This is a genomic window from Desulfobacterales bacterium, from assembly GCA_028704555.1.
GTDB lineage: Bacteria > Desulfobacterota > Desulfobacteria > Desulfobacterales > JAQWFD01 > JAQWFD01.
The window spans coordinates 73,346-94,237 of sequence record JAQWFD010000008.1 but is presented as its reverse complement, the minus strand read 5'-3'; the positions used below and the strand labels follow the sequence as shown (position 1 = coordinate 94,237).

Below are 20,892 nucleotides of genomic sequence, written 5' to 3'. Positions count from 1 at the left end.
CAAGAGGTCGGCCAACCGGTATGATGAGAGGTTTCCTTTGAAAGGATTCCTTATACTATCGGATTGACCGGCCTCTTTTTTTTGCACTTCGTTTTATGTCAATTTAAAAAAACTGGATCATCGAGTATATAGTTTTTTTTAGGTGAATCAACAAAATTGCTCTTAGGCGGTTGACCCCCACCTTGAATTTCTAATAATTCTCCGAAACGATACCAACACCAATTGTTAGGTAGATTGGGAAAAGGCAATTCATGCTGCGCGATATCTAAAAGTTTTGGTCTTTTGGGGTAAGCACCAGATATTTCTAAATTTTCTAAATAATTCTTAGCGAATTCAAACTCTTTGTGGGCGTTTTCATTTAGAAATTTTTCTGTCAAATCACCCTTTACAGCTAAATCGCGAACCATTGTGCATATTTGCTGCACCCCACCCGGCGCATTGGCGATATGCCCAAACTCGGCCAGAAATTGTTTGGCATCCATCAGTCGTTCTCCCCGGCATCAAAGTGTTGGGCCAGCGCAGCGGTCAGTTCATCCTTCAACTGGTTCTGGGTTTCCTCAATATCGAGCAGCAGCTTTTTGTATTTGGCCAGCAGTTCGTCCGGATCATAGGTTTGCGCTTCCGGCGCATTGGGGTTTTTAAGGTCCAGATTGTAGATGGGCCAGTAGATGCGATCACCTGCGGCCTGTTCGTCCTTGGCCTGTTGTTTGAGCGCTTCGGATTCGCGGCGCAGCTCGATGATTTCTTTTTCCACCGGCTCGCGGACCTCGGGTTCTTTCACTCGCTTAATAGAGTTGCGCAGTTCTTTGATGCGGTGGTCGATGTCCGATGCCTGGTTGTGCAATTCTTCGGCCTTGCTCCAGTGGGGTTGGGCCTTGGCCTTGGCTTTGCTCTTAATGGTCTTGAAGTCGATTTTCCAGGCGAATTCGCTCTCAACCCGGTCGGCAAAGTCGATCTCCTCTTTGCCCCACCAGTCCTTTTGGGCCTTGAATTCTTCCAGGCGAATGGGCTTGGTTTTACTGTAGCTTTTGTAGCCATCGGGATAGGGGTGTTCGTAAAACCAGATGGTTTCTGTGGCCTTGCCCTTGGTGAAGAACAGCAGGTTGGTCTTGATGCTAGTATAGGGGTTAAAAACGCCTTTGGGCAATCGCACGATGGTGTGCAGGTTACAGTGATCCAGCAGCCATTCCTTTATCCTGGCCTTGATGCCGTCACCGAACAGCGCGCCGTCCGGCAGCACCACGGCGGCGCGGCCGCCTTCTTTGAGCAGTTTGCGGCTGATCAGGGTCAGAAACATGTCGGCAGTTTCTCGGGTGCGCACGTCGGCCGGGAAACTGCCGCCCACGCCGTCCTCTTCCATTCCGCCGAAGGGCGGGTTGGTGATGACGCAGGTCACCTTCTCGCCTTGTGTCCACTCGTTCCAGGGTTTGGCCAGGGTGTTGCGGTGTTCGATCTGACTGGGCACGTCAATGCCGTTGAGCAAGAGGTTGGTGGTGCACAGGAGATGGGGCAATTGTTTTTTCTCGATACCGTGGATGCAGGCTTCAATGGCTTTTTGGTCCTCAGCGCCGGATTTCTCGCTGATCTGGTGGCGAAAGTGGTCGATGGTCGCCTTTAAAAAGCCGCCGGTGCCGCAGGCCGGGTCGAGCACCGTCTCACGTTTTTTCAGGTTCGGGTTGACCATCTGCACCATGAAATGGGTGATGGCCCGGGGGGTGTAAAACTCCCCGGCGTTGCCGGCGCTGCGCAGGTCGTTGAGTATCTGCTCGTAGATGTCGCCCAGGTGCTGACGAGTTTTAAAATCGTGGAAGTCGACGGCTTCGTCGAGCTTTTCGATCACCCCCAGCATCAGGGGGCCGGATTTCATATAGTTGTTGGTGTCCTCAAAAACTTCGCGTACGACTTTGGCTTTGGCGATGTTCGGATCGTTTTCCGCGCCTTCGATATTGAGTTCTTTCAAGCCGGGGAAAACTGTGTTGTTGACGTAGTCAATGAGTTCGCTGGCCTGGATCCGTGGTTTTGATTTCCCATTTTCATCTGTGATGTATTTGGCCCAGTTGCGCCAGCGGTAATCTTCATGCAGGGGAGACCGGTAGGTCTCGCCACGGTCAGCGGCGTCATCTTCCCACTCTTCCTCTCGCTGGTCGAAAACTTTTAAAAACAGCATCCAGGTAAGCTGGCCGATGCGCTGGGCGTCGCCGTCCACGCCGTCGTCTTTTCGCATGATGTCTTGGATTGATTTAATCGTACTGCTCAGGTTCATAGATCGTTCTCGCTATCAGGCGCTCTGTTGGCTGTAGAGGGCCTGCTCCAGTTCTGTCAGTGCTTGTGAATAATTGTCGGCTCCGCCGAATATGGCGCGCCGAATCTGGGTTTTAGTTCCGTATTGATCAAATGGAGGCAATTCCAGGATTTTAGAATCTTCGATGTCGCCGATACCATGATCGGCATATTTTTCCAGCAGTACTTCGAGTACGGCGCGGGCCGAGTCGCCGTATTTGCCGAAGTAGTTTTGCTTTTTGACATTGTTGGCGCGTTCCTGACGCGTCAGCGGCTTCTGGTCAAAAGCGATATGGGCGATGAGGTCGAATATGTCCAATTCATCCGCGTTGGGTACCGCTTTCTGTAACACGCTCAGTGGTATGCCGAGGGCGTTCAGCTCGTCGATCACCGCCTGTTTTCGCTCGGTCGTGGACCAGCGGCGCACAAAACCCTTCAGCGAGCCAAACTGGTCCTGTAGTGTCTTTTTGATCTCCTCTTTCAAATAGACGCGATAGTCCTCGGTGATCAGTTTGCCATCGGCATCCAGATATTGGGAGCGCTCAACGGCGGTGCTGACCGCCACGTCATCCAGGTAGTATTTGATGCGGCCACTGCCGACATCGGTGCTTTGGCTATCCAAACCGGTTGAGACCGGTGGATCGCAGAGTTCGGGTGTTTCGCCGACAACAGGCGGCCAGTTGGGGCCTGATTCCTCCGGCGGCACAACGGGTTCATCGGGTTTGGGTTCGTAGATAACAACGGGTTCACCGTCGAACAACGGATCGGCAAACAGGCGGGTAGCGCCTTTAAAATCCATGATGGTGAAGAAGAGTTTATGGTAATCTTCGCGAATTCGGGTGCCGCGTCCTATAATTTGTTTAAATTCCGTCATGGAATTGATGTTCTGATCGAGAACAATCAGCTTGCAGGTTTTGGCGTCCACCCCGGTGCTGAGTAACTTGGAGGTTGTGGCAATAACCGGGTAGGGCTCGTCATTATCCGTAAAATAGGAAACCTGTGCCTTGCCTTCGGCATCGTCACTGGTCATCCGCATGACGTAGCGGCGGTTCTGGGCGGCTTCAGGGATAAGCTTCACCAATTCCTGGCGCATGCGCTCGGCGTGATCCTGATCGTCACAGAAAACAATGGTTTTGGCCATGGGATCGGTGTTTTTCAGGTACTCCCAGACCCTTGCCGCCACCAGCTCGGTGCGCTTTTCCAACACCAATTTGCGGTCATAATCCTTGGTGTTGTATTGTCGCTGTTCAACGAGTTGGCAGTATTTGTCCGTCTTGCCTTTTTCGGGCGTATAACCCAACGCGTCCACATCGGTAACGATCCGTATAACTTTATAGGGGGCCAGAAAGCCGTCCTCAATGCCTTGTTTGAGGGAATAGGTATACAGCGTGTCGCCAAAGTAGGTTTTGTTGCTGATTTGTTTGGTTTCTTTAGGCGTGGCGGTCAGGCCGATATGGGTGGCCGCAGCGAAATAGTCCAATACCTCGCGCCAGGCGGAATCCTCGTCGGCGCTACCGCGATGGCACTCGTCCACCACCACCAGGTCAAAAAAATCAGCCGGGAACTGTCGGTATATCTGCTTCCATTCTTCCTTGCCGGTGACGGCCTGATAAAGGGATAAATACACTTCATAGTTTTTTTTGACCTCCCGATTGGAGATTTTATGCATCACTTCGCCAAAGGGGGAAAAGTCTTGCTGAATGGTTTGGTCAATGAGGATATTGCGATCGGCCAGAAATAGAATGCGCTTTTTCTTTTTTGCCTTCCACAGCCTCCAGATAATTTGAAATGCGGTGTAGGTCTTGCCGGTTCCAGTGGCCATGACCAGCAGAATACGATCCTGGCCTTTGCCAATGGCTTCTATGGTTCGGTTGATAGCGACGCGTTGGTAATAGCGCGGCTTTTTGCCAGTACCATCACTATAGTAGGGCTGTTCAACCAGCTGGACAATTTCAGGGCTATCGATTCCTTTCCATTGTTGATAGAGCGGCCACAGCTCTTCAAGAGAGGGAAATTGTTCCATTGCCAATTCGCGTTCGGTGGGCTGGGTCTGACCCGTAAGGTCATGAAATAAAAATCCATCGCCGTTGGTACTCAGTGCAAAAGGGACATCCAGCATTTCGGCATAGGACAGCGCTTGCTGCATGCCATGGCCAATGGAATAGATGTTTCGCTTGGCTTCAATAATCGCTATGGGTAGATTGGGGCGGGCATAAAGGACATAGTCCGCACGTTTGGGGCCACCTTTGGCATCTGGATTTTTCACCCTTGCTGCAAGTCTACCCCGTACCATGACGCGGCCATCGGTGAGCTTAACTTCTTCCCGAAACTGCGATTGCTGCCACCCCGCTCGCATAATGGACGGGGTGATGAATTTGGTGCAAATATCTCGTTCACTGAGTTGTTTTTTATCCATGTGCACCGAGCCCTGTTATTTTCTTCACAATGCCATCCGCGTATTTTCGGCAAAACGATACAAATAGGCGACCAGCCAGTCTGGATGGCGCCGTCTTGCTGTTTTCCCAGCGGTTCACCGTGGCAAAGCTGACGTCCAAAGCGTGGGCCAGTTCTTCTTGAGAGAGTACCCTTTGTTTGCGGCCTGCCTTTGCCAGTTCGGGAAAGTTCTCGAGTTGTTGAATCATTGTTCTTTCGACCGCTTGGGTGTAGGCATAGCTTTGCCGAGTACAACTCGACTCAGCCACTTTAAATTTTCAGGCAGAATATAACATTTGTTACGCGCTGTGCAATACAAAAGGCAGAAAAAAGGTGTTTAAAAGATTTGATTAACTCATTATAAATTCAGTTAAATATGCACGAATCAGCAAAAAATGGGGATATTGAACGGCGCAATATTTTCAGGGGCGATACGGGTCGAAACCGGTTCATGGAAAGGCTGGAAATCAGAGCCTCGGCAAAAAATAAATAAGTATTTAATTGCCAAAGCGAAAATGTCAATCTTACTCAGCGGCTCAAGCGAAGCGGGCGATGCGGATATTTTTTTTGTCAGGGTTCGTGGGAGATGAACAACTGCAACTGGAACGTTAAGATCGGAAAACACGTATTTATTGCGTACATTTGAAGAAATATCAATATAATAGCTTGATCCGGCCCTGGCGTTTATTTATAATATGAAGTTATTTTTGCGGGAGACTCAGCTTCAGACAGAAGAAGGAGCAGCATGAATATACGCAAGCGCACATGGGAGATAGTCGAAGTGGCGAAGCGAGGTGACACAGCCAGCCGTGCCTTTGACATCACCATCCTGACAATGATCTTTCTGAACGTTATTGCGGTAATTATTGGCTCAGTCCCGTCCATTCAGATGCGTTGGGGCGGGGCCCTGAACCTGTTCGAGATCGTATCGGTGATCGTATTTACGCTGGAATACATCTTGCGACTCTGGGCATGCACGGTCGATTCCCGTTTTTCAGGTCCCATCCGCGGCCGTGTTCGTCAAACTTTTCGGGTAGTGTCGATAATTGATCTTCTGGCGATCCTGCCCTTCTATCTTCCCTTGATCGGGGTGGACCTTCGCTCCCTCCGGGTTCTGCGGCTGCTTCGGATTCTTCGCATCGCCAAGATCGGTCGATACTACTCGTCGCTTAATCTGATCAAGAGTGTGTTCCGGTCGAATAAGGAAGAATTGGTTCTCACCTCGGTCCTGATGTGCCTGCTTCTGGTTGTATCTTCCACTCTGCTTTATTTCTGTGAGAACGTGGCCCAGCCGGATGTCTTTTCGAGCATTCCGGCGACCATGTGGTGGGCTGTCGCTACGCTTACCACCGTAGGATATGGAGACATTTACCCCATAACAATCATGGGGAGGTTCTTTGCAAGCATCATCGCTATCCTTGGAATCGGGATGTTTGCGCTACCCGCTGGAATCCTCGGTGCAGGTTTTGTCGAGGCCATCCAGGAATCAAAGAAATCAGAGCGGATTTGTCCGCACTGTGGAAAAGAGATCCGGTGACTATTTTTTTGGATATCCCACTGACTGTGAGAGGATGATCCGCTGATCAGCTCGCAGCATCATCACCCTGGCCAGGGCGGGCCTGTCGACCAACCCCCGCACAACAGTGGCCAATCCTTCGGAGGCGCAGTACAGGTAAATATTCTGGCAAATGAAGCCCGTGTCAGCGGCAGAATAGAAAGTTTTGTCGTCAACTTCCGCTTTGCCCATTTTCGAGAAATCCGCAACATAGACCAGGTTCACAGGTGCCTCCTGCACAAACGGCTGACGGCCGGTCAGCGCCCGGATGTCTTCCGAGAGAACCGGTTTTAACGCGTGCGCCTTTGCATCATAAAGGTAAAGGCCAGAGGCGGCAGCGACGTAGATGTCAATTTCCTGCCAGTTCATCGCAGATGGCGCGGTACGCTTTCCTGAGTCCGGCCGATTCACGCCAAACGCCGCCCAAAGCATATTGGAAAGCACCTGCTCGGGCAATTTTTCAGTGCTGAACGCACGCGAAGATTTTCTATCCTTCAACACCTGCATCAGCGGTCTTCCGGTGTCCAGCTGCGGTTCTGAAAGTTGGACCGGCTTGAATTCCTGCCCGGAAGCAAGCGTCGGGCTGATGAGCAAAACGGTCAGCGCCAGGCCAGCGGTTTGAAGCGATTTTGTGTTCATGACAGTCCTTCCTCAAGTTTGATAGACATGGATGTTATCACCAGTTTCCTGAACTTTTTCCCCTCTCTTCGTTTGTAGCCACCTGGCTTTGATGGGGTCAAGTAAAAACGGACACTACGCAAAGCCGCAAAGATTTCAAACATTATTTTTGCGCCTTCGCGCTGTTGCGTGAAAAATATTTTTTTGCTCTGTGATTTCAGCGCCTCAAGCGAAGCGGGCGGTGTGAATATTTGTTCTGCGCGAGTCAGATTTTTATCGCTTTGGATTTCGGGACAGGCGCTGTCATAAAATTTTTCTATTTCTTACATCGCCCTTATCGATATTATCATTTTGACAAAAGCAGGCATTTTCTATAGCAGTAAAAAAAACTTTAAAAAACAAAGGAGATTCGTCAATGAAAAAAATAATATCCCGGATGGGCCTGAACATGTATTCAGGGGTCATGATCATCGCAATGATATTTATTTCCGGTATGATTTCGGGTGCCATGGCTACCGGTTTGGAGGACTTTGCAGGGGAAAAGGGAACCATCAGAATTTCCGGAGGAACCGCCCATATCCCGGTTTTAAAAGAGGTTGCCAGGCGCATCATGACAAATAACTCAAATATTCAGATCAGTATTGCCGGAGGCGGATCGGGTGTCGGAATCATACAGGTCGGTGAAGGCCTGGTCGATATAGGAAATACCGGCCGGAAACCCACGGATGAGGAAGTTGAAAAATATGCGCTCAAGATGTTTAAATGGGCAATCGATGGCGTTGGCGTCGTGGTAAATCCGAAAAACAATGTGCAGTCGATGACAAAGGTCCAGCTGGGTGATATTTTTTCCGGGAAAATCAGTAACTGGAAAGCCCTGGGCGGTCAGGATAAATCAATTAATGTCTATACCCGCGACAGGGCAAGCGGAACACGGGATGTTTTCTGGAAAAAAGCGTTGAACAAGGCCGAGATTACTCCGGGAGCCAATATCGTGGTGTCAAACGGAGCGATGAAGACAGCGGTTTCCAATGACCCGTATGGCATCGGATACGTGTCCGTCGGGTATATTGACAGCAGTGTCAGCCCTGTATCACTTGATGGCGTCGTTCCGACCCTTCAAACCGTCAGAGAGGGAACCTATACGGTTTCCAGGGGATTGTACAGCAACACCAAAGGCGTGCCGACCGGGTTAATTGAAAAGTTCATCGATTATCTGTTCAGTGCCGATGGACAGAAGATTGTTTCCGATAAGGGGTTTGTTCCTGTAAAATGATGAGGCGGTTGAACATTTCAGAAAAATTTTTTCTGTTTGCTGCTGCCTTCAGTGCGTTTTGTACGCTGTTTGTTTTTGTGTTCATGGTATGGCTGGCCCTTCCCGTTTTTCGGGGAGGGCTTTTTTTTCAAATTCTGACGCGCCCCTGGCTGCCGGATCAGGGCGTGTACGGCATTTATCCCATGATTGTCGGAACCGGTGCCATATCGCTTGCCAGCGTTGTCTTTGCCTTTCCGCTGAGTTTGGGGTGCGCGGCCTTTATCAGTGGCCTGGCTCCGGAACGGATCGGAGCATATCTCAGGAAAACCGTCCGGTTCATGACCGGTATTCCAACGGTTATTTACGGTTTTGTGGGGGTGTTTCTTCTGGTTCCGGTTGTCCGGGAATGGTTTGATGGCGGCTCCGGCTTGTGTATTTTGTCAGCAAGCATTCTTTTAGCCATATTAATTTCGCCGACGATGATTCTTTTTTTTACAGACAGCTTTGACCGGGTCCCCCGATCGTATCTGGCCGCAGTGGATGCGTTGGGCGGCAGCAAGGTCCAAAAGATGCTTTACGTGGTTCTGCCGTATGCCCGGCAGGGGGTTTTGACCGGAACGGTCCTGTCGCTGGGCCGGGCCGTGGGAGATACCCTGATTTCGTTGATGATTGCCGGAAATGCCGTTGCGGTCCCCGGCTCGATTCTGGATTCGGCAAGGACGTTAACCGCTCATATCGCCCTGGTTATTGCCGCTGATTTTGACAGCATCGAGTTCCGGACTATTTTTGCCTGCGGCATCGTGCTCTATGGATTTACAACACTGATTGTGCTGCTGGTTCAGGCGCTGGGATCCTGGTCCCGGAAACCCATGAGGAAACATCATGATATCCGGTAAGCTGGAAAAAATCATCATCGGCTACTGCTGGATCTGTGCGGGTGTTATTTTTTCGACGGTGATCCTGCTGGTCGGTTATTTGATTGTAAAGGGCATTGGCACGGTGGGTTTACCCCTGATATTCGGGGAAACAGATCCGCTGGATGCGATCTTATTAAGAAAACAGGTTTTCGATGGGCTTTTTCCGGCCATGGCAGGTACGCTGGCGCTGATCATACTGTCGGTATCGCTGGCGGTGCCTGTCGGAATTGCTGCAGGAATTTACATGGCCGAATACTGCCGGGGGCAGGTCAAACAGATGTTCAGCCTCATGTTTGATATTCTGGCGGGTATTCCTTCGATCGTGGTAGGGCTTTTTGGCTTTTCAATATCGGTATTTCTGCATAAGTACGTGTCTGCCAATATCTATCCCTGCCTGTTGATATCCGCTCTGGCCCTGGCGTTTCTCGTATTGCCCTACCTGATCCGCACCACCCAGATTTCACTGGAAAGCCTTCCGGCAACCATTCGTTTGACCGCGCCGGCATTGGGTGCAACAAAGCTTCAAAATATTTTTTATGTGCTGATCCCGCGGTCGCTGTCCGGTATTATGAGCGGTGTTATCCTCGCCATTGGCAGATGTGCAGAAGATACGGCCGTCATCATGATGACCGGGGTGGTTGCCACTTCAGGCGTGCCGAAATCTTTATTTTCAAACTATGAAGCGCTTCCGTTTTATATTTATTATATATCTTCTCAATATGCGGATCAGCAGGCGCTCATGAAAGGATATGGCGCTGCAGTGATCCTTCTGGTCATTTGTGCGGGTCTGTTTATAATGGCATACGGGATCCGGAGCCGGTTGAGCGAAAAGGCATTTTCTGAAATATAAGGTAAAGAAAATCCCATGATAAAAATAAACATTTCCCGACTGTCGTTTTTTTATGATAATGATTTGATTTTAAACGACATTAATATGGCGATTGAAGAAAATACGGTTACAGCCGTCATCGGGGCTTCGGGGATGGGTAAATCCACGTTTCTGATGGTGTTCAACCGGTTGTGGGAAAGCATTCCGGGGGGCGGAATGACCGGCGGGGTAAAAATTCGGTTCGGAGAGGACTTTTGTGATATTTACAGCTCCTCGTTTCCGCTGGCACAGTTGCGCCGCAAGGTCGGGATGGTCTTTCAGGTACCCAATCCGTTGCCGATGAGTATTTTTAAAAATGTGGCGTTTCCGCTGAAATTAGCCGGAATCAAAGATAAAGACCAGATTCGGGATAAAGTTGAGATGGCCCTGAAGCAAACATTTTTGTGGGACGAGGTCAAACACCGGCTTGAAAGTAACGCGCTGGCCCTGTCCGGTGGCCAGCAGCAGCGGCTGTGTATCGCGCGTGCGCTGATCCTTGACCCGGAGGTGTTGCTGCTGGATGAGCCCACCTCCTCTCTGGATGCATATGCCTGCTCGGTCATTGAAGAGCTGATTCTGTCTCTTAAACGCCAGTGTACGCTCCTGATGGTTTCCCATTATCAGGATCAGGTCAAACGTACGGCTGACAGGGTGCTGGAATTATCCGGCGGAAAATTTGTCTGATGGGGATGCCGACAGGGCTGATCAGCTGAAAAACCGGTGTATTCAGCAACGGTCAGTCAGCTGATCAACTAAATGGATAGTATGGGGGTGTCAAGTTATGATTGTTTTTTATCAGCAGGTTACAGCCTGATGGACGCTGAGCATGAGTATGTTGTAAAATAAAAGCCTCTTGCTTCTAATCGTTTGCCTCAAACGAAGTGCTCCTCAAGCGATAGCGCTCCTCAGTCCGCCCGAAAGGGCTCTCTTATCCCTGCCGGATCGGGGTGATGACAATATTGACTCTCCGGTTCATCGCATCATCTGAATAAATCGGCTGAGATTCACCATAGCCTACCGCCATAACTCGTCCGGGAGCAACTCCCTTTTGAATCAAGGCATTTTTTACGGCCTCGGCCCGCTTTAAGGACAGCGTCTGGTTATAGGTTTCCGAACCCTTTGCGTCCGTATGGCCTTCTACGGTGATGGTGGTTTGAGGATATGAATTCAATACATTGGCAACCCGTGCGATTTCCGAATCGGCTCCCGGTTTGAGCGTAGATGAATCAAACCCGAAGAAAATGTCGGATTTGAATGCGGCGGTAAGAACGTCCTGATTCCGTTGAATATTGGCAGCCTCTGATGAGGCCATGGCATTTCTTAACGCCTGCTCCTGCCGGTCCATATAGGCGGCGATCTGGTTGCCGGCCAGTCCGCCTAAGGCGGCACCGATTCCCGCGCCGATCAGGGTGCCTTTGGTATCCCGGCCGATAACCTGTCCAAGAATGGCGCCAACGCCTGCGCCGACGGCAATTCCGGTTCCGGTTCCCGTTTGTTGCCGGGAAGTGGTTCCTGCACAGGACATCAACGTTAGTAAAAACAGTGAAACGGTCAGTGAAGCGAGAATTTTATTCATTCTTATGGTTCCTTTTTGTTGAAAGTTGTAACGGATAAGGGTGACGGAAAAATATCCCGTTTCCGGGTGAACACTATCGCGCTGCGTTCGCGGGATGTCATATTCAACCGCGTCAGCGGCTGAGTTCTGTTGATCGCTTTGCCGCTGCGTCGATGGCCTGGATGATATGGTTTTTGACTTCATACTGATTCAGGATGTTCAATGCCGCTTCCGTGGTTCCGCCCGGGGATGTCACCTTTTTGCGGAGGGTTTCAGGGGCCTCATCCAGTTCTTCCAGAAGTTTGACGGCGCCTTTTACTGTCTGAATCGTTAGAATTCGTGCCTGCCCGGCGGTTAATCCAAGCGCGATGCCTGCCTGAATCATGGATTCAATCAGGAAAAAAACATAGGCCGGACCCGAGCCTGAGACCGCGGTAACCACATCCAGCATTTTTTCTTCAAATTCGATGACCTGTCCCATTGATTCCAGAATGGATCGGGCAAGCACTATATCTTCTTGGGTTGCATGGGCATTCATGCTTATTCCGGATATGCCGGCCAGAACCAGGGCAGGGGTATTGGGCATCACGCGAATGATCGGAAGCAGATTTTTCGAGGCGCTGTCCAGCGGAGCGTACAGGTCTGCCTCAATTTTTTTTATCGGAAACCCGGCGGCGATGGATATGATTAATTTGCGCTCGGAAATCCGATAGGTATCAGCTGCAGCAATTTGAGAAAGAGCAGCCGCAAGATGCTGGGGCTTGACCGCAAGAATAATGACCCTGCTTTCCGAAAAAAGGACCGTGTTGCTGTCGGCCGGATTTACTCCATATTTTTCGGTTATGAAATCGACACGTTCCTGATTGATGTCGCTGACAGAGATCAGCGACGGGGTGCAGATTTTTGACTGAATGATGGCCCCGATGATCGCTTCGGCCATGTTGCCTGCACCAATAAAGCCTATTTTTTTGTCAAGCATTGATACAAAATCCTCCTTTATGAATTGAACTGGAATTGTTTCACATAACAAATCGAAGCCTCGCCGGTCGTGTCTGTCAAACGGAGGTGCTGATTTGTAATTTTTTTTATTTGCTTCCTGGATGCGTTAATATAAAATATCGACGTCATTCAGGTATCGGTTTGATGAATTCAAGTGAAAATCCTTGACTTATTTTACAGAATATAATTAGTTTTAACAATTAAATCAAAGGATCAGAAAAAGTAATGCCTTTCAGGACAATTGAACGCATCGGTTCTTATCTCATTTTTGAAATATATATTGCAAGTTGCTGTGGCTGGAAGATCTGAAAAAGCGGTTTCAACTGCAACGGAGCGTATAAATTTTACAGATATTAATTCAAATGGGATATGTTGTCAAAACTTAATCAATATACGGTCGGTACGGGATAAGATTCCTGACCGCAGGAGAAGAGGCCCCTTATGTTTATTATCGGTTATTTTTTGATGGCAGCCGCGAAGGTCATCGACTTTGTGCTCCTTTTTTTCATGTGGATAGTCGTGGCCCGGGCAGTGTTGTCCTGGGTCAGCCCGGACCCGTTCAATCCGATTGTCCGGTTTATTCATAATGTGACAGAGCCGGTGCTGTACCCGATTCGAAGGTACCTGCCCATGGGATTTGCGGGGATTGATTTTTCCCCGATTATCGTGTTCATTGCGATTATTTTTTTCAGGACGTTTCTGGTGAACAGTCTTTTGAGACTGGCTCAGTTTTTATTATGACAGGGGTGGATGGTATCGCATGAAAATTACACCGTTAGATATACAGCAGCAACAATTTAAAGTCAGATTCAGAGGCTTTGATGTCCGGGAAGTGGATCTGTTCCTTGAACAGATGTCAGAGAATTTCGAAGCACTGCAGCGCCGCAATCAGGAACAGGCGGATGAGGTTGGTAGATTGAGCAATGAGATTCAGGGATATAAAAAACGCGAAGAAACATTCCGGCGGGCAATGCTCAATTCTCAGAAAATCCTGGATCAAATGAAGGAAAATGCCAGAAAATCTGCCGAACTGATCATCGCTGAATCAGAACTTAAAGCGGAAAAGATCCTCCACAAAGCACACAACCGACTGGCCCAGCTCCATGAAGATATTATCGAGTTGAAACGTCAGCGGATGCAGATAGAAGTTCAGATTCGATCAATTATTGATGCACATTCCAAACTGCTGGATATCGGGAACCAGGAAATGACTTCAATGGAAGAGCAGGATTCCAAGGTCAAACTTCTAAACCAGACGCAATAACTGTGGGGCGGACGCAAAACATTCTCATGAATTCGTTGCCGGGTTTTTTGTCCGTTTATGTTTCCATGCGGGCAGGACGGAAATGACAAACGCAGTATTTCAGGTTCTGTGTTGAAAATAAAAATATGAGACGCAGTCCTCATGAAAAACCGGCAATTTTTGTTCAAACACAATGCGAAGGGCCGGAACAGATTATCTTTTAAGCACGGAGTGATGAATGGCAAAAATAGATGCTTTTTTTAAATTGATGAATGAACAGGGGGCTTCAGACCTCCACCTTGTATCCGGTCAGCCACCCGCATTAAGGCTCAGGGGAGATATTGAGCGGGTAAAATATAAAGTTCTCGATGATGATGAACTCCGAGGCATGCTGTATGAAATTACTCCTGAAGATAAAGTCAAGGTTTTCGAAGAAACCGGCGATGTGGATTTTGGCTATGAAATTCCGGGCCTGGCCAGATACCGTGCCAATTTTTTTATGCAAAAAAACGGAATAGCAGCCGTTTTTCGGGAAATTCCCGGCATCATCCTGACGGCGGCTCAGCTGGGGCTGCCGCCGGTCATCCCCAAGCTGGCAATGCTGCCCAGAGGACTGGTTCTGGTGACCGGACCTACCGGAAGTGGTAAGTCCACAACGCTGGCGGCCATTATTGACGAGGCCAATGCCAAACGCAAGGATCATATTATTACGGTGGAAGATCCGATCGAATTTGTTCACCAGAGCCAGGGATGTATGGTCAATCACAGGGAGGTGGGGCTTCATACGAAAACCTTCAGCGCCGCCTTAAGAGGGGCGCTTCGGGAAGACCCGGATATTATCCTGGTCGGTGAAATGAGAGATCTGGAAACCATATCGCTGGCCATCGAAGCGGCCTCTACCGGGCATCTGGTATTCGGAACCCTTCATACATCCAGCGCCGCTAAAACGGTCGACCGGATCATCGAGGTGTTTCCTTCAGGTGAGCAGGCTCAAATCCGATCCACGCTTTCCGATGGCCTTCGTGCGGTCATTGCGCAGGTACTGTTCAAGCGGATTGATAAAAAGGGCCGGTGTGCTGCGCTGGAAATCATGATCGCAACCCCCGGTATCCGGAATTTGATAAGGGAGTCCAAAACGCATCAGATTAATTCCATGATCCAGACCGGGAAGAAATACGGGATGCAGCTTCTGGATGATTCAATCATGGAGTTGTACAATAAAGGATGGATCAGTGCAGATGAATCCTATGTCAAGGCAAATGACAAATCCAGATTCAGACCGCTGTTGAAAAATCCGCCGACAGATTTTACCGAAGCATAAACGGCTACGAGGTGGTATCATGAGGAAGCAGGAAATTGATCATATTCTGACACGGATGCTGGATGCCCATAAGGGGGTGTCTGACCTGAATCTGACCGCCGGAAAACCGCTTCAGGTGGAAAGTTCCGGACAGTTGATTCCGGTTGACATGGAACCAGACTTGAAGGTGCTGACACCGTTTCAAACGGAAATTTTTGCCTTGAATCTTATCAACCAGGATCTGAGGCTGACTGAAATACTTCTGACCGAAGGATCTTGCGATCTGTCTTACAGCCTGGCCGGCAAGGCCAGATTCAGGGTCAATATCTTTTCACAGTCCGGAAATTATTCTATCGTATTGAGAAAACTGGATACCAAAATTCCCACGATTAAAGAGTTGAATCTGCCCGAAGTTTTTCACAAGCTTGCCGAGGAAAAAAACGGGATCATTCTGGTGACCGGATCAACCGGATCAGGAAAATCAACATCTCTGGCGGCTGTGCTGGATAAGATCAACGAGACGAAGTCGGTTCATGTCGTGACCCTTGAAGATCCGATAGAATTCCAGCATCCCCACAAGAAAGCGACTTTTAATCAGCGGGAGCTGGGTACCGATTACGTGTCATTTGCCAGCGGGCTGAGAGCCGCACTGAGGCAGGCGCCCAAAGTCATTCTGGTCGGAGAGATGCGCGACCGGGAAACCGTTGAAATCGGATTGAGTGCAGCGGAAACCGGCCATCTGGTGGTGTCGACGCTCCATACCGTCGATGCCGGGCAGACCATCAACCGTATTCTGGGAATGTTCGATTCTGAAGAGGAAAATCAGATCCGGATTCGACTGGCGGATACGGTCAGGTGGATCGTGTGCCAGCGGTTGCTGCCGAAAGCCGGCGGCGGGCGTGTGGCAGCCTTTGAAATCATGGGCAGCAACATGAGGGTCAAGGATACGATTCTGCACGGAGAATCGGAGGGGAAAACCTATTATGAAATTATGCAGACCGGAAAACCCTTTGGCATGATCACGTTTGATGACTGTATTGTCGATTTGTATGAAAAGGGCCTGATTTCGCAGGAAACGGCATTGGCCTATGCCTCACGCAAAGGAATTGTCGGCCGCGGCATTGATTCGGTTAAAAGTGCCAGAGGCCAGGCGACGACAGATATTGAAGATCTTCAGCTCGATCATGATTATGATAAATTCCTGTAACGGGATGAGACGAACCGCTCGTTGCTTATCCGGATACAGACGGATACCAGTCTGATGAGGCAGTGGGGGGCCGATCCGATTCAGTCTTTCCCCCGTTAATTTTCGAAGGAGGTGAATATCGGTTATTATGGATATTATTTGTGATCAATGCCAATATAAACTGCAGATTCCCGATGAAAAAATCAATCAAATCTTACCGGGAAAAGTTGCTACCGTTTCATGCCCCAAATGCAAGAGCAAAATTACGATCCAGTCTCCCCGGAAAACCGCTCATGGCGAGCAGGCGACGCCGGAAGGCCTGTCAGAGGGGGGAGAGCCAGTCGCCTATGATGCGTCGGATAAACCGTTTGATTTTATCGAAGAGGAGGGCCAGACCGCTCTGGTCTGTGAATCCGATCCCAATGCCGTGGAAAAGATTCAGAAGACTCTGGATCAGATGGAATACCATCTGACGGTTGCTGAAAATCTAAGGGATGTGTTGAAAAAGGTGAGATACCATACGTATGATCTCATTATGGTGGACGAGAATTTTGATACCCGGAATCCGGATTCCAACGGGGTGCTGACCTATCTTGAACGGTTGAATCCATCGATTCGCAGGAAAATTTTTGTGGTTCTGATCAGCAGCAGATATCGTACGATGGATAATATGATGGCGTTCAATAAAAGTGTCAATCTGATCATCAATTCATCGAATCTGGATGATCTGGAAAAGATATTGAGCCGAAGCATTACCGAAAACGAGTTTTTCTATAGGGTATTCAATGATATGCTCAAAAAAAAGGCAAGGGCTTGAGCAGACCATCCATTATGATTTTCATTTTCAGGAAGGAGTATAACCATGGCGACTCATCAACCTCTTGAGAATTTGTATCTCATCGATTTGGATCAGTCTCTGGAAGGATTCAGGAATTTTATCAGCAGCTGGGTATACAGGCGCGGGGATATGACGATCCTGGTGGACCCCGGACCGCGGTCAACTATTCCTGTTCTGGTGGATGCATTGAAACAGGCGGGCGTGGACCAGCTGGATTATATTTTTCTGACCCATATCCATATTGATCATGCCGGCGGAGCCGGACTGCTGCTGGAACATTATCCGGATGCCCGGGTGATATGTCATCCCAAAGGGATTCGGCATATGGTAGATCCGGCTAAATTGTGGGAAGGTTCCAGAAAAGTGTTGGGCAGGGTCGCGGAGGTCTACGGGGAAATTGCTCCCATACCGGAAGAGAATATTAGCTATAAGGAATTGGTCAGGATCGGGGATGCGACCGTTCAGGTGTATCAGACGCCCGGTCATGCGCCCCATCACCTGTGTTACCACATCGGAGATATATTGTTTGCCGGTGAAGTTGCTGGGGTATACTACCCGCTCGAGCAGGGCATGTATATCCGTCTGGCTACCCCGCCGCCCTTCATTTACGAAATTTTCCGGGGATCTATTGACAAAATGGCCGCGTTGAAAAACGTGACCCATCTATGCTTCGGACATTACGGATATTGCGGGGATGTAAAAAATGTATTTGATACGGCCAGGGATCAGCTGGATAACTGGCTTGCGACGGGGGAAAAACATTATAAAGCCGGAACGGAGCATTTTGAAGAACGCGTTTTTGAAGAGGTTTTGAAAACCGACCGGGGTCTGAAATATTTTTATGCACTTCCGGAAGATATACAGGCCCGCGAAAAAAATTTCTGTTTCAACAGTTTCAGGGGGATACGCGCTTATCTGGAAAAAATAAACGGCTGAACCATGTAAACTCCGGGCAAACTCCGCTGATACGGTTCATGGGATTATAAAAAACCAGCTGGTAAGCTGTTCAGGACGTCATCCTGTCCAGCCAGCTTACCAGCAGCGTATCTCAGCTGCCAATCCGCGTGCCGATAATTCTCAATCCTTCCAGCGTCAGATCCGGTTCAACCGTTTCGATCGTTTCAGATACCTTCACCATAAGCCTGGCAAGACCTCCGGTAGCGATCACCTTCGGATTCCGGGGCATCTCTTTTTTCATCCGATTGACAATGCCGTCCACCAGACCGGCATATCCGAAAATAATTCCTGACTTTATGCTGCCGGCCGTATCGGTTCCGATCACCTTCTCCGGCGGTGTGAATATATCAACTCTGTGCAGTTTGGACGTGCAGTTGAACAAGGCCTCGGAAGCGATCATGATGCCGGGGCTGATGGCACCGCCCAGATATTCGCCCTGCTGTGAGATGGCATCAAATGTCGTGGCCGTGCCAAAATCGATAACGATGAGACTCGTTTTGTACCGGGCATAGGCGGCAACGGCGTTGACGAGTCTGTCTGAGCCGACTTCGGACGGATTGCTGTAGAGAATGGGGATGTCCGGAACGGCGGTGTTGTCCACCCAGTGTGGCGCATGACCCAGATATTTACGGCAGAATGCATCCAGAATGGTGACAACCGGCGGAACCACACTGGATATGACCGTTTTATGAATGTCCTGCGGGCAAATCCGGCTTTCCGCAAACAAACCGGCGGCGGTTATGTAAAATTCATCTTCGGTGGCGTTTCTTTCTGTACGAATCCGCCAGCTTCTGACAAGCCGGGAGCCGTCATATACGCCCATAACCGTATTGGTATTTCCAACATCGATGACAAAAAGCATGCGGCACGATCCTTAACTGTTGGGTTGTTGATAATCGCTTGAATACCCCTTCCGGTAACCGGGTTTATGCGCGGTAACCGGTATCAAGTCAGGCGCTTTTTCTTCTGCACTACCGGTTAGTCATATTTATTGTGAAAATTTCGGGAGTCACGCTGACAAGCGTCGTGTCCACCGGTAAAATAATGGATGCCGGTCTGACATAGACCCCCGGAGATAATTCGTCAAGATCAACAAAGACCTGAATGTCTTTTTCAATATCAAGATGGTCAAGAATATTAACCGGCCCTTTGACCTGTATGTCTATCGATGAGGGGGTGATCAGGTACTGATAAGGGGTGTTCTTTCCGTTGATTCTGATATTGTAAAAATGCTTGCGGGCGATTTTATCCTGGATCGATATGTTCGCTGTAATTATTTTCGAGGAGTCAATTTTCAGCCCTTCAGGGATGTCGAGCGCGCTTTTTTTTCTAAGAGATTCAGACAATCCGTTGATATCGATCCGTTCAGTATAAATGTTTTCTATGGTTCTCATAATCATTTCAGGGCCTCTGATCAATACCGATGAAGGCGTTGGCCGGGATTCGATGACGGAAAATCCGGATGTCGGTTTTCCGCTGAGACGGATTTCAACCGGAATTCGTCGGGAGATTTCCTTGTCCACCTTTACGGTAATCGTTGTCGGATAGTAGCGGATGATCGAAATACCTTCAGGCAATGGTATCTGTTCTGCCTTTACATGGATGGAATTTACTCCGATGGTGACAGCGGATAAGTCCAGGATGTATTTGGGTTTAAATTCGGATATGGTTGATATTATATATCCGGGACCGCCAATATGAACTTCAATACCATTTGTAGAGACGCCGGTTAATGAAAGCCCTTTCGGGAGATTTCTGATATCGGAGGATACGAATATGTCGGTTTGAAGGTAAGAAGTTCCCGGCCACAGGAAAAAGAAACCGGCCAGAATCGGCATGAACAGAACAAAATATATCAAGGCTTTTTTGCGTTTTGCAGGCATAAGTTCAGGGCGGTGTTCCGGTTCATCCGGCGCATTGTCAGGCATGTTTAATTGCATCTGTTATATCTACCGTCATGCGTGCCATAGCGACGTTATGAACTCGAACAATATGTGCGCCGTGAAGAACGGCTGTGCAAATGGTCGCCTGGGTGCCGGTTTCCACTTCCGGCGAATCCGGTTCCATGGGTCTTCCGGTTTTATTCATGAGAATGTTACGAATAAAGGCTTTTCTTGAAGAGCCCACCAGAAGCGGCATCTCCAGGCTTTCAAACTCTTTTAAACGTTTGAGTAACAACAGGTTGTGACCGCCGGTTTTGCCAAATCCGATGCCCGGATCAACAATGATTCTGGATGGTGGGATTCCGTTTCGTTCGGCCCGGTGTATCGTGTCTTTCATAAATGATTTAATTTCTTCGATGATATCATCGTAGGCCGGTGATACCTGCATGGTCCGGGGTGTTCCTTTCATGTGCATCACAATGACAGGAACGTCGTATGCCGCTGCGACAGCCGCCATGTCTTTATCCATCCGCAGCGCCCCGATATCGTTTATCATGGATGCACCGGCATCTAAGGCCCCTTTGGCTACGCGGGATTTGAAGGTGTCGATGGAAATTGGGATCGAAACCCGTTGCGCGATCTGTTCAATGACCGGCGCAACCCGATGCAGTTCCTCTTCAGCGGAAACCGGTTTTGAAAAAGGGCGGGTTGATTCACCTCCGATATCAAGGATGTCCGCCCCGTCTTCAACCAGTTTTTCCGCGTGGGCAAGGGCTGAGTCCGGAGCAGAAAATTTTCCGCCATCTGAAAAAGAATCCGGCGTGACGTTGACAATGCCCATGACGCAGGTTCTTTGACCGAGTTCAAGACGATGATTGCCCCATGAAATGGTAAATGTTTTCATGAATGAGAATGAATAATTTTATGCGTTACAGCCGCCATCCGGCAGAATCAGAAAAAATTCTGCCACAGCGATGGGCACATTTTCCGAGGGGGGATGGCTCACAT

Annotated in this window: 21 protein-coding genes; 11 read left to right on the top strand and 10 right to left on the bottom strand. The window is 49.2% G+C overall.

All coding sequences use genetic code 11. From position 1 onward, the window contains the following. Positions 1-98: 98 nt before the first annotated feature. The 4 genes from PHQ97_04980 to PHQ97_04965 are packed head-to-tail and all read right to left on the bottom strand — an operon-like array spanning position 99 to position 4,922. Positions 99-482, bottom strand: coding sequence for a hypothetical protein (locus tag PHQ97_04980; protein ID MDD4392090.1), 384 nt, complete (start codon positions 480-482; stop codon positions 99-101). Then, positions 482-2,263, bottom strand: coding sequence for a class I SAM-dependent DNA methyltransferase (locus tag PHQ97_04975; GenBank protein ID MDD4392089.1), 1,782 nt, complete (start codon positions 2,261-2,263; stop codon positions 482-484). The genes PHQ97_04980 and PHQ97_04975 overlap by 1 nt, the downstream gene beginning before the upstream one ends. Positions 2,264-2,278: 15 nt before the next feature. Then, positions 2,279-4,696: a DEAD/DEAH box helicase family protein gene (locus PHQ97_04970; GenBank protein MDD4392088.1), complete on the bottom strand. Its 2,418-nt coding sequence runs from the start codon at positions 4,694-4,696 to the stop codon at positions 2,279-2,281. Beyond that, complete coding sequence (locus PHQ97_04965; GenBank protein MDD4392087.1) at positions 4,689-4,922, bottom strand: helix-turn-helix transcriptional regulator; 234 nt, start codon at positions 4,920-4,922, stop codon at positions 4,689-4,691. Before PHQ97_04965 ends, PHQ97_04970 begins: the two co-directional genes overlap by 8 nt. Before the next feature lie 536 nt (positions 4,923-5,458). Between PHQ97_04965 and PHQ97_04960 the strand changes: the two genes are divergently transcribed. Beyond that, positions 5,459-6,250: an ion transporter gene (locus PHQ97_04960; protein ID MDD4392086.1), complete on the top strand. Its 792-nt coding sequence runs from the start codon at positions 5,459-5,461 to the stop codon at positions 6,248-6,250. Here PHQ97_04960 and PHQ97_04955 read toward each other — a convergent pair whose 3' ends face one another. Next, complete coding sequence (locus PHQ97_04955) at positions 6,251-6,907, bottom strand: SagB/ThcOx family dehydrogenase (GenBank protein MDD4392085.1); 657 nt, start codon at positions 6,905-6,907, stop codon at positions 6,251-6,253. 394 nt (positions 6,908-7,301) lie between these two features. Between PHQ97_04955 and PHQ97_04950 the strand changes: the two genes are divergently transcribed. From PHQ97_04950 to PHQ97_04935, 4 genes are read left to right on the top strand one after another with little or no spacing between them, the layout of a single operon-like run. Continuing rightward, the gene (locus tag PHQ97_04950; GenBank protein ID MDD4392084.1) at positions 7,302-8,159 is read left to right on the top strand and encodes a phosphate ABC transporter substrate-binding protein; all 858 of its coding nucleotides are present in this window, start codon (positions 7,302-7,304) and stop codon (positions 8,157-8,159) included. Positions 8,160-8,167: 8 nt separating this feature from the next. Then, the gene (locus PHQ97_04945; GenBank protein ID MDD4392083.1) at positions 8,168-9,034 is read left to right on the top strand and encodes an ABC transporter permease subunit; all 867 of its coding nucleotides are present in this window, start codon (positions 8,168-8,170) and stop codon (positions 9,032-9,034) included. Next, positions 9,021-9,905: an ABC transporter permease subunit gene (locus tag PHQ97_04940; GenBank protein MDD4392082.1), complete on the top strand. Its 885-nt coding sequence runs from the start codon at positions 9,021-9,023 to the stop codon at positions 9,903-9,905. The genes PHQ97_04945 and PHQ97_04940 overlap by 14 nt, the downstream gene beginning before the upstream one ends. 15 nt (positions 9,906-9,920) lie before the next feature. Further along, entirely contained in the window at positions 9,921-10,607 is a 687-nt protein-coding gene (locus PHQ97_04935; GenBank protein ID MDD4392081.1) for an ATP-binding cassette domain-containing protein, read from the top strand. Positions 10,608-10,851: 244 nt separating this feature from the next. Here PHQ97_04935 and PHQ97_04930 read toward each other — a convergent pair whose 3' ends face one another. Beyond that, entirely contained in the window at positions 10,852-11,499 is a 648-nt protein-coding gene (locus PHQ97_04930) for an OmpA family protein (GenBank protein ID MDD4392080.1), read from the bottom strand. Positions 11,500-11,611: 112 nt separating this feature from the next. Further along, complete coding sequence (gene proC, locus PHQ97_04925) at positions 11,612-12,457, bottom strand: pyrroline-5-carboxylate reductase (protein MDD4392079.1); 846 nt, start codon at positions 12,455-12,457, stop codon at positions 11,612-11,614. Between the two features lie 461 nt (positions 12,458-12,918). Here proC and PHQ97_04920 point away from each other — a divergent pair, with 461 nt between their 5' ends. The 6 genes from PHQ97_04920 (at position 12,919) to PHQ97_04895 (ending at position 17,980) form a co-directional block, all read left to right on the top strand. Then, entirely contained in the window at positions 12,919-13,218 is a 300-nt protein-coding gene (locus PHQ97_04920; protein ID MDD4392078.1) for a YggT family protein, read from the top strand. 19 nt (positions 13,219-13,237) lie between these two features. Then, the gene (locus tag PHQ97_04915) at positions 13,238-13,741 is read left to right on the top strand and encodes a DivIVA domain-containing protein (GenBank protein MDD4392077.1); all 504 of its coding nucleotides are present in this window, start codon (positions 13,238-13,240) and stop codon (positions 13,739-13,741) included. A gap of 217 nt (positions 13,742-13,958) precedes the next feature. Then, the gene (locus tag PHQ97_04910) at positions 13,959-15,041 is read left to right on the top strand and encodes a type IV pilus twitching motility protein PilT (GenBank protein MDD4392076.1); all 1,083 of its coding nucleotides are present in this window, start codon (positions 13,959-13,961) and stop codon (positions 15,039-15,041) included. A 19-nt stretch (positions 15,042-15,060) separates the two neighbouring features. Then, positions 15,061-16,227 (top strand): PilT/PilU family type 4a pilus ATPase, encoded by a 1,167-nt coding sequence (locus PHQ97_04905; GenBank protein ID MDD4392075.1) that lies wholly within the window; start codon positions 15,061-15,063, stop codon positions 16,225-16,227. A 127-nt stretch (positions 16,228-16,354) separates the two neighbouring features. Next, positions 16,355-17,023: a hypothetical protein gene (locus tag PHQ97_04900; GenBank protein MDD4392074.1), complete on the top strand. Its 669-nt coding sequence runs from the start codon at positions 16,355-16,357 to the stop codon at positions 17,021-17,023. Positions 17,024-17,068: 45 nt separating this feature from the next. After that, a complete protein-coding gene (locus PHQ97_04895; GenBank protein MDD4392073.1) occupies positions 17,069-17,980 on the top strand; it encodes an MBL fold metallo-hydrolase in 912 nt (303 codons plus the stop codon). A 112-nt stretch (positions 17,981-18,092) separates the two neighbouring features. Here PHQ97_04895 and PHQ97_04890 read toward each other — a convergent pair whose 3' ends face one another. From PHQ97_04890 to folP, 3 genes are all read right to left on the bottom strand, one after another. After that, positions 18,093-18,863, bottom strand: a complete 771-nt coding sequence (locus PHQ97_04890; GenBank protein MDD4392072.1) for a type III pantothenate kinase — start codon at positions 18,861-18,863, stop codon at positions 18,093-18,095. A gap of 109 nt (positions 18,864-18,972) precedes the next feature. Then, positions 18,973-19,929 carry a CdaR family protein gene (locus PHQ97_04885; protein MDD4392071.1) on the bottom strand — a complete coding sequence of 319 codons (957 nt, stop codon included), beginning with the start codon at positions 19,927-19,929 and terminating at the stop codon, positions 18,973-18,975. After that, entirely contained in the window at positions 19,922-20,788 is an 867-nt protein-coding gene (folP, locus tag PHQ97_04880) for a dihydropteroate synthase (GenBank protein MDD4392070.1), read from the bottom strand. Before folP ends, PHQ97_04885 begins: the two co-directional genes overlap by 8 nt. Between the last annotated feature and the right edge of the window lie 104 nt (positions 20,789-20,892).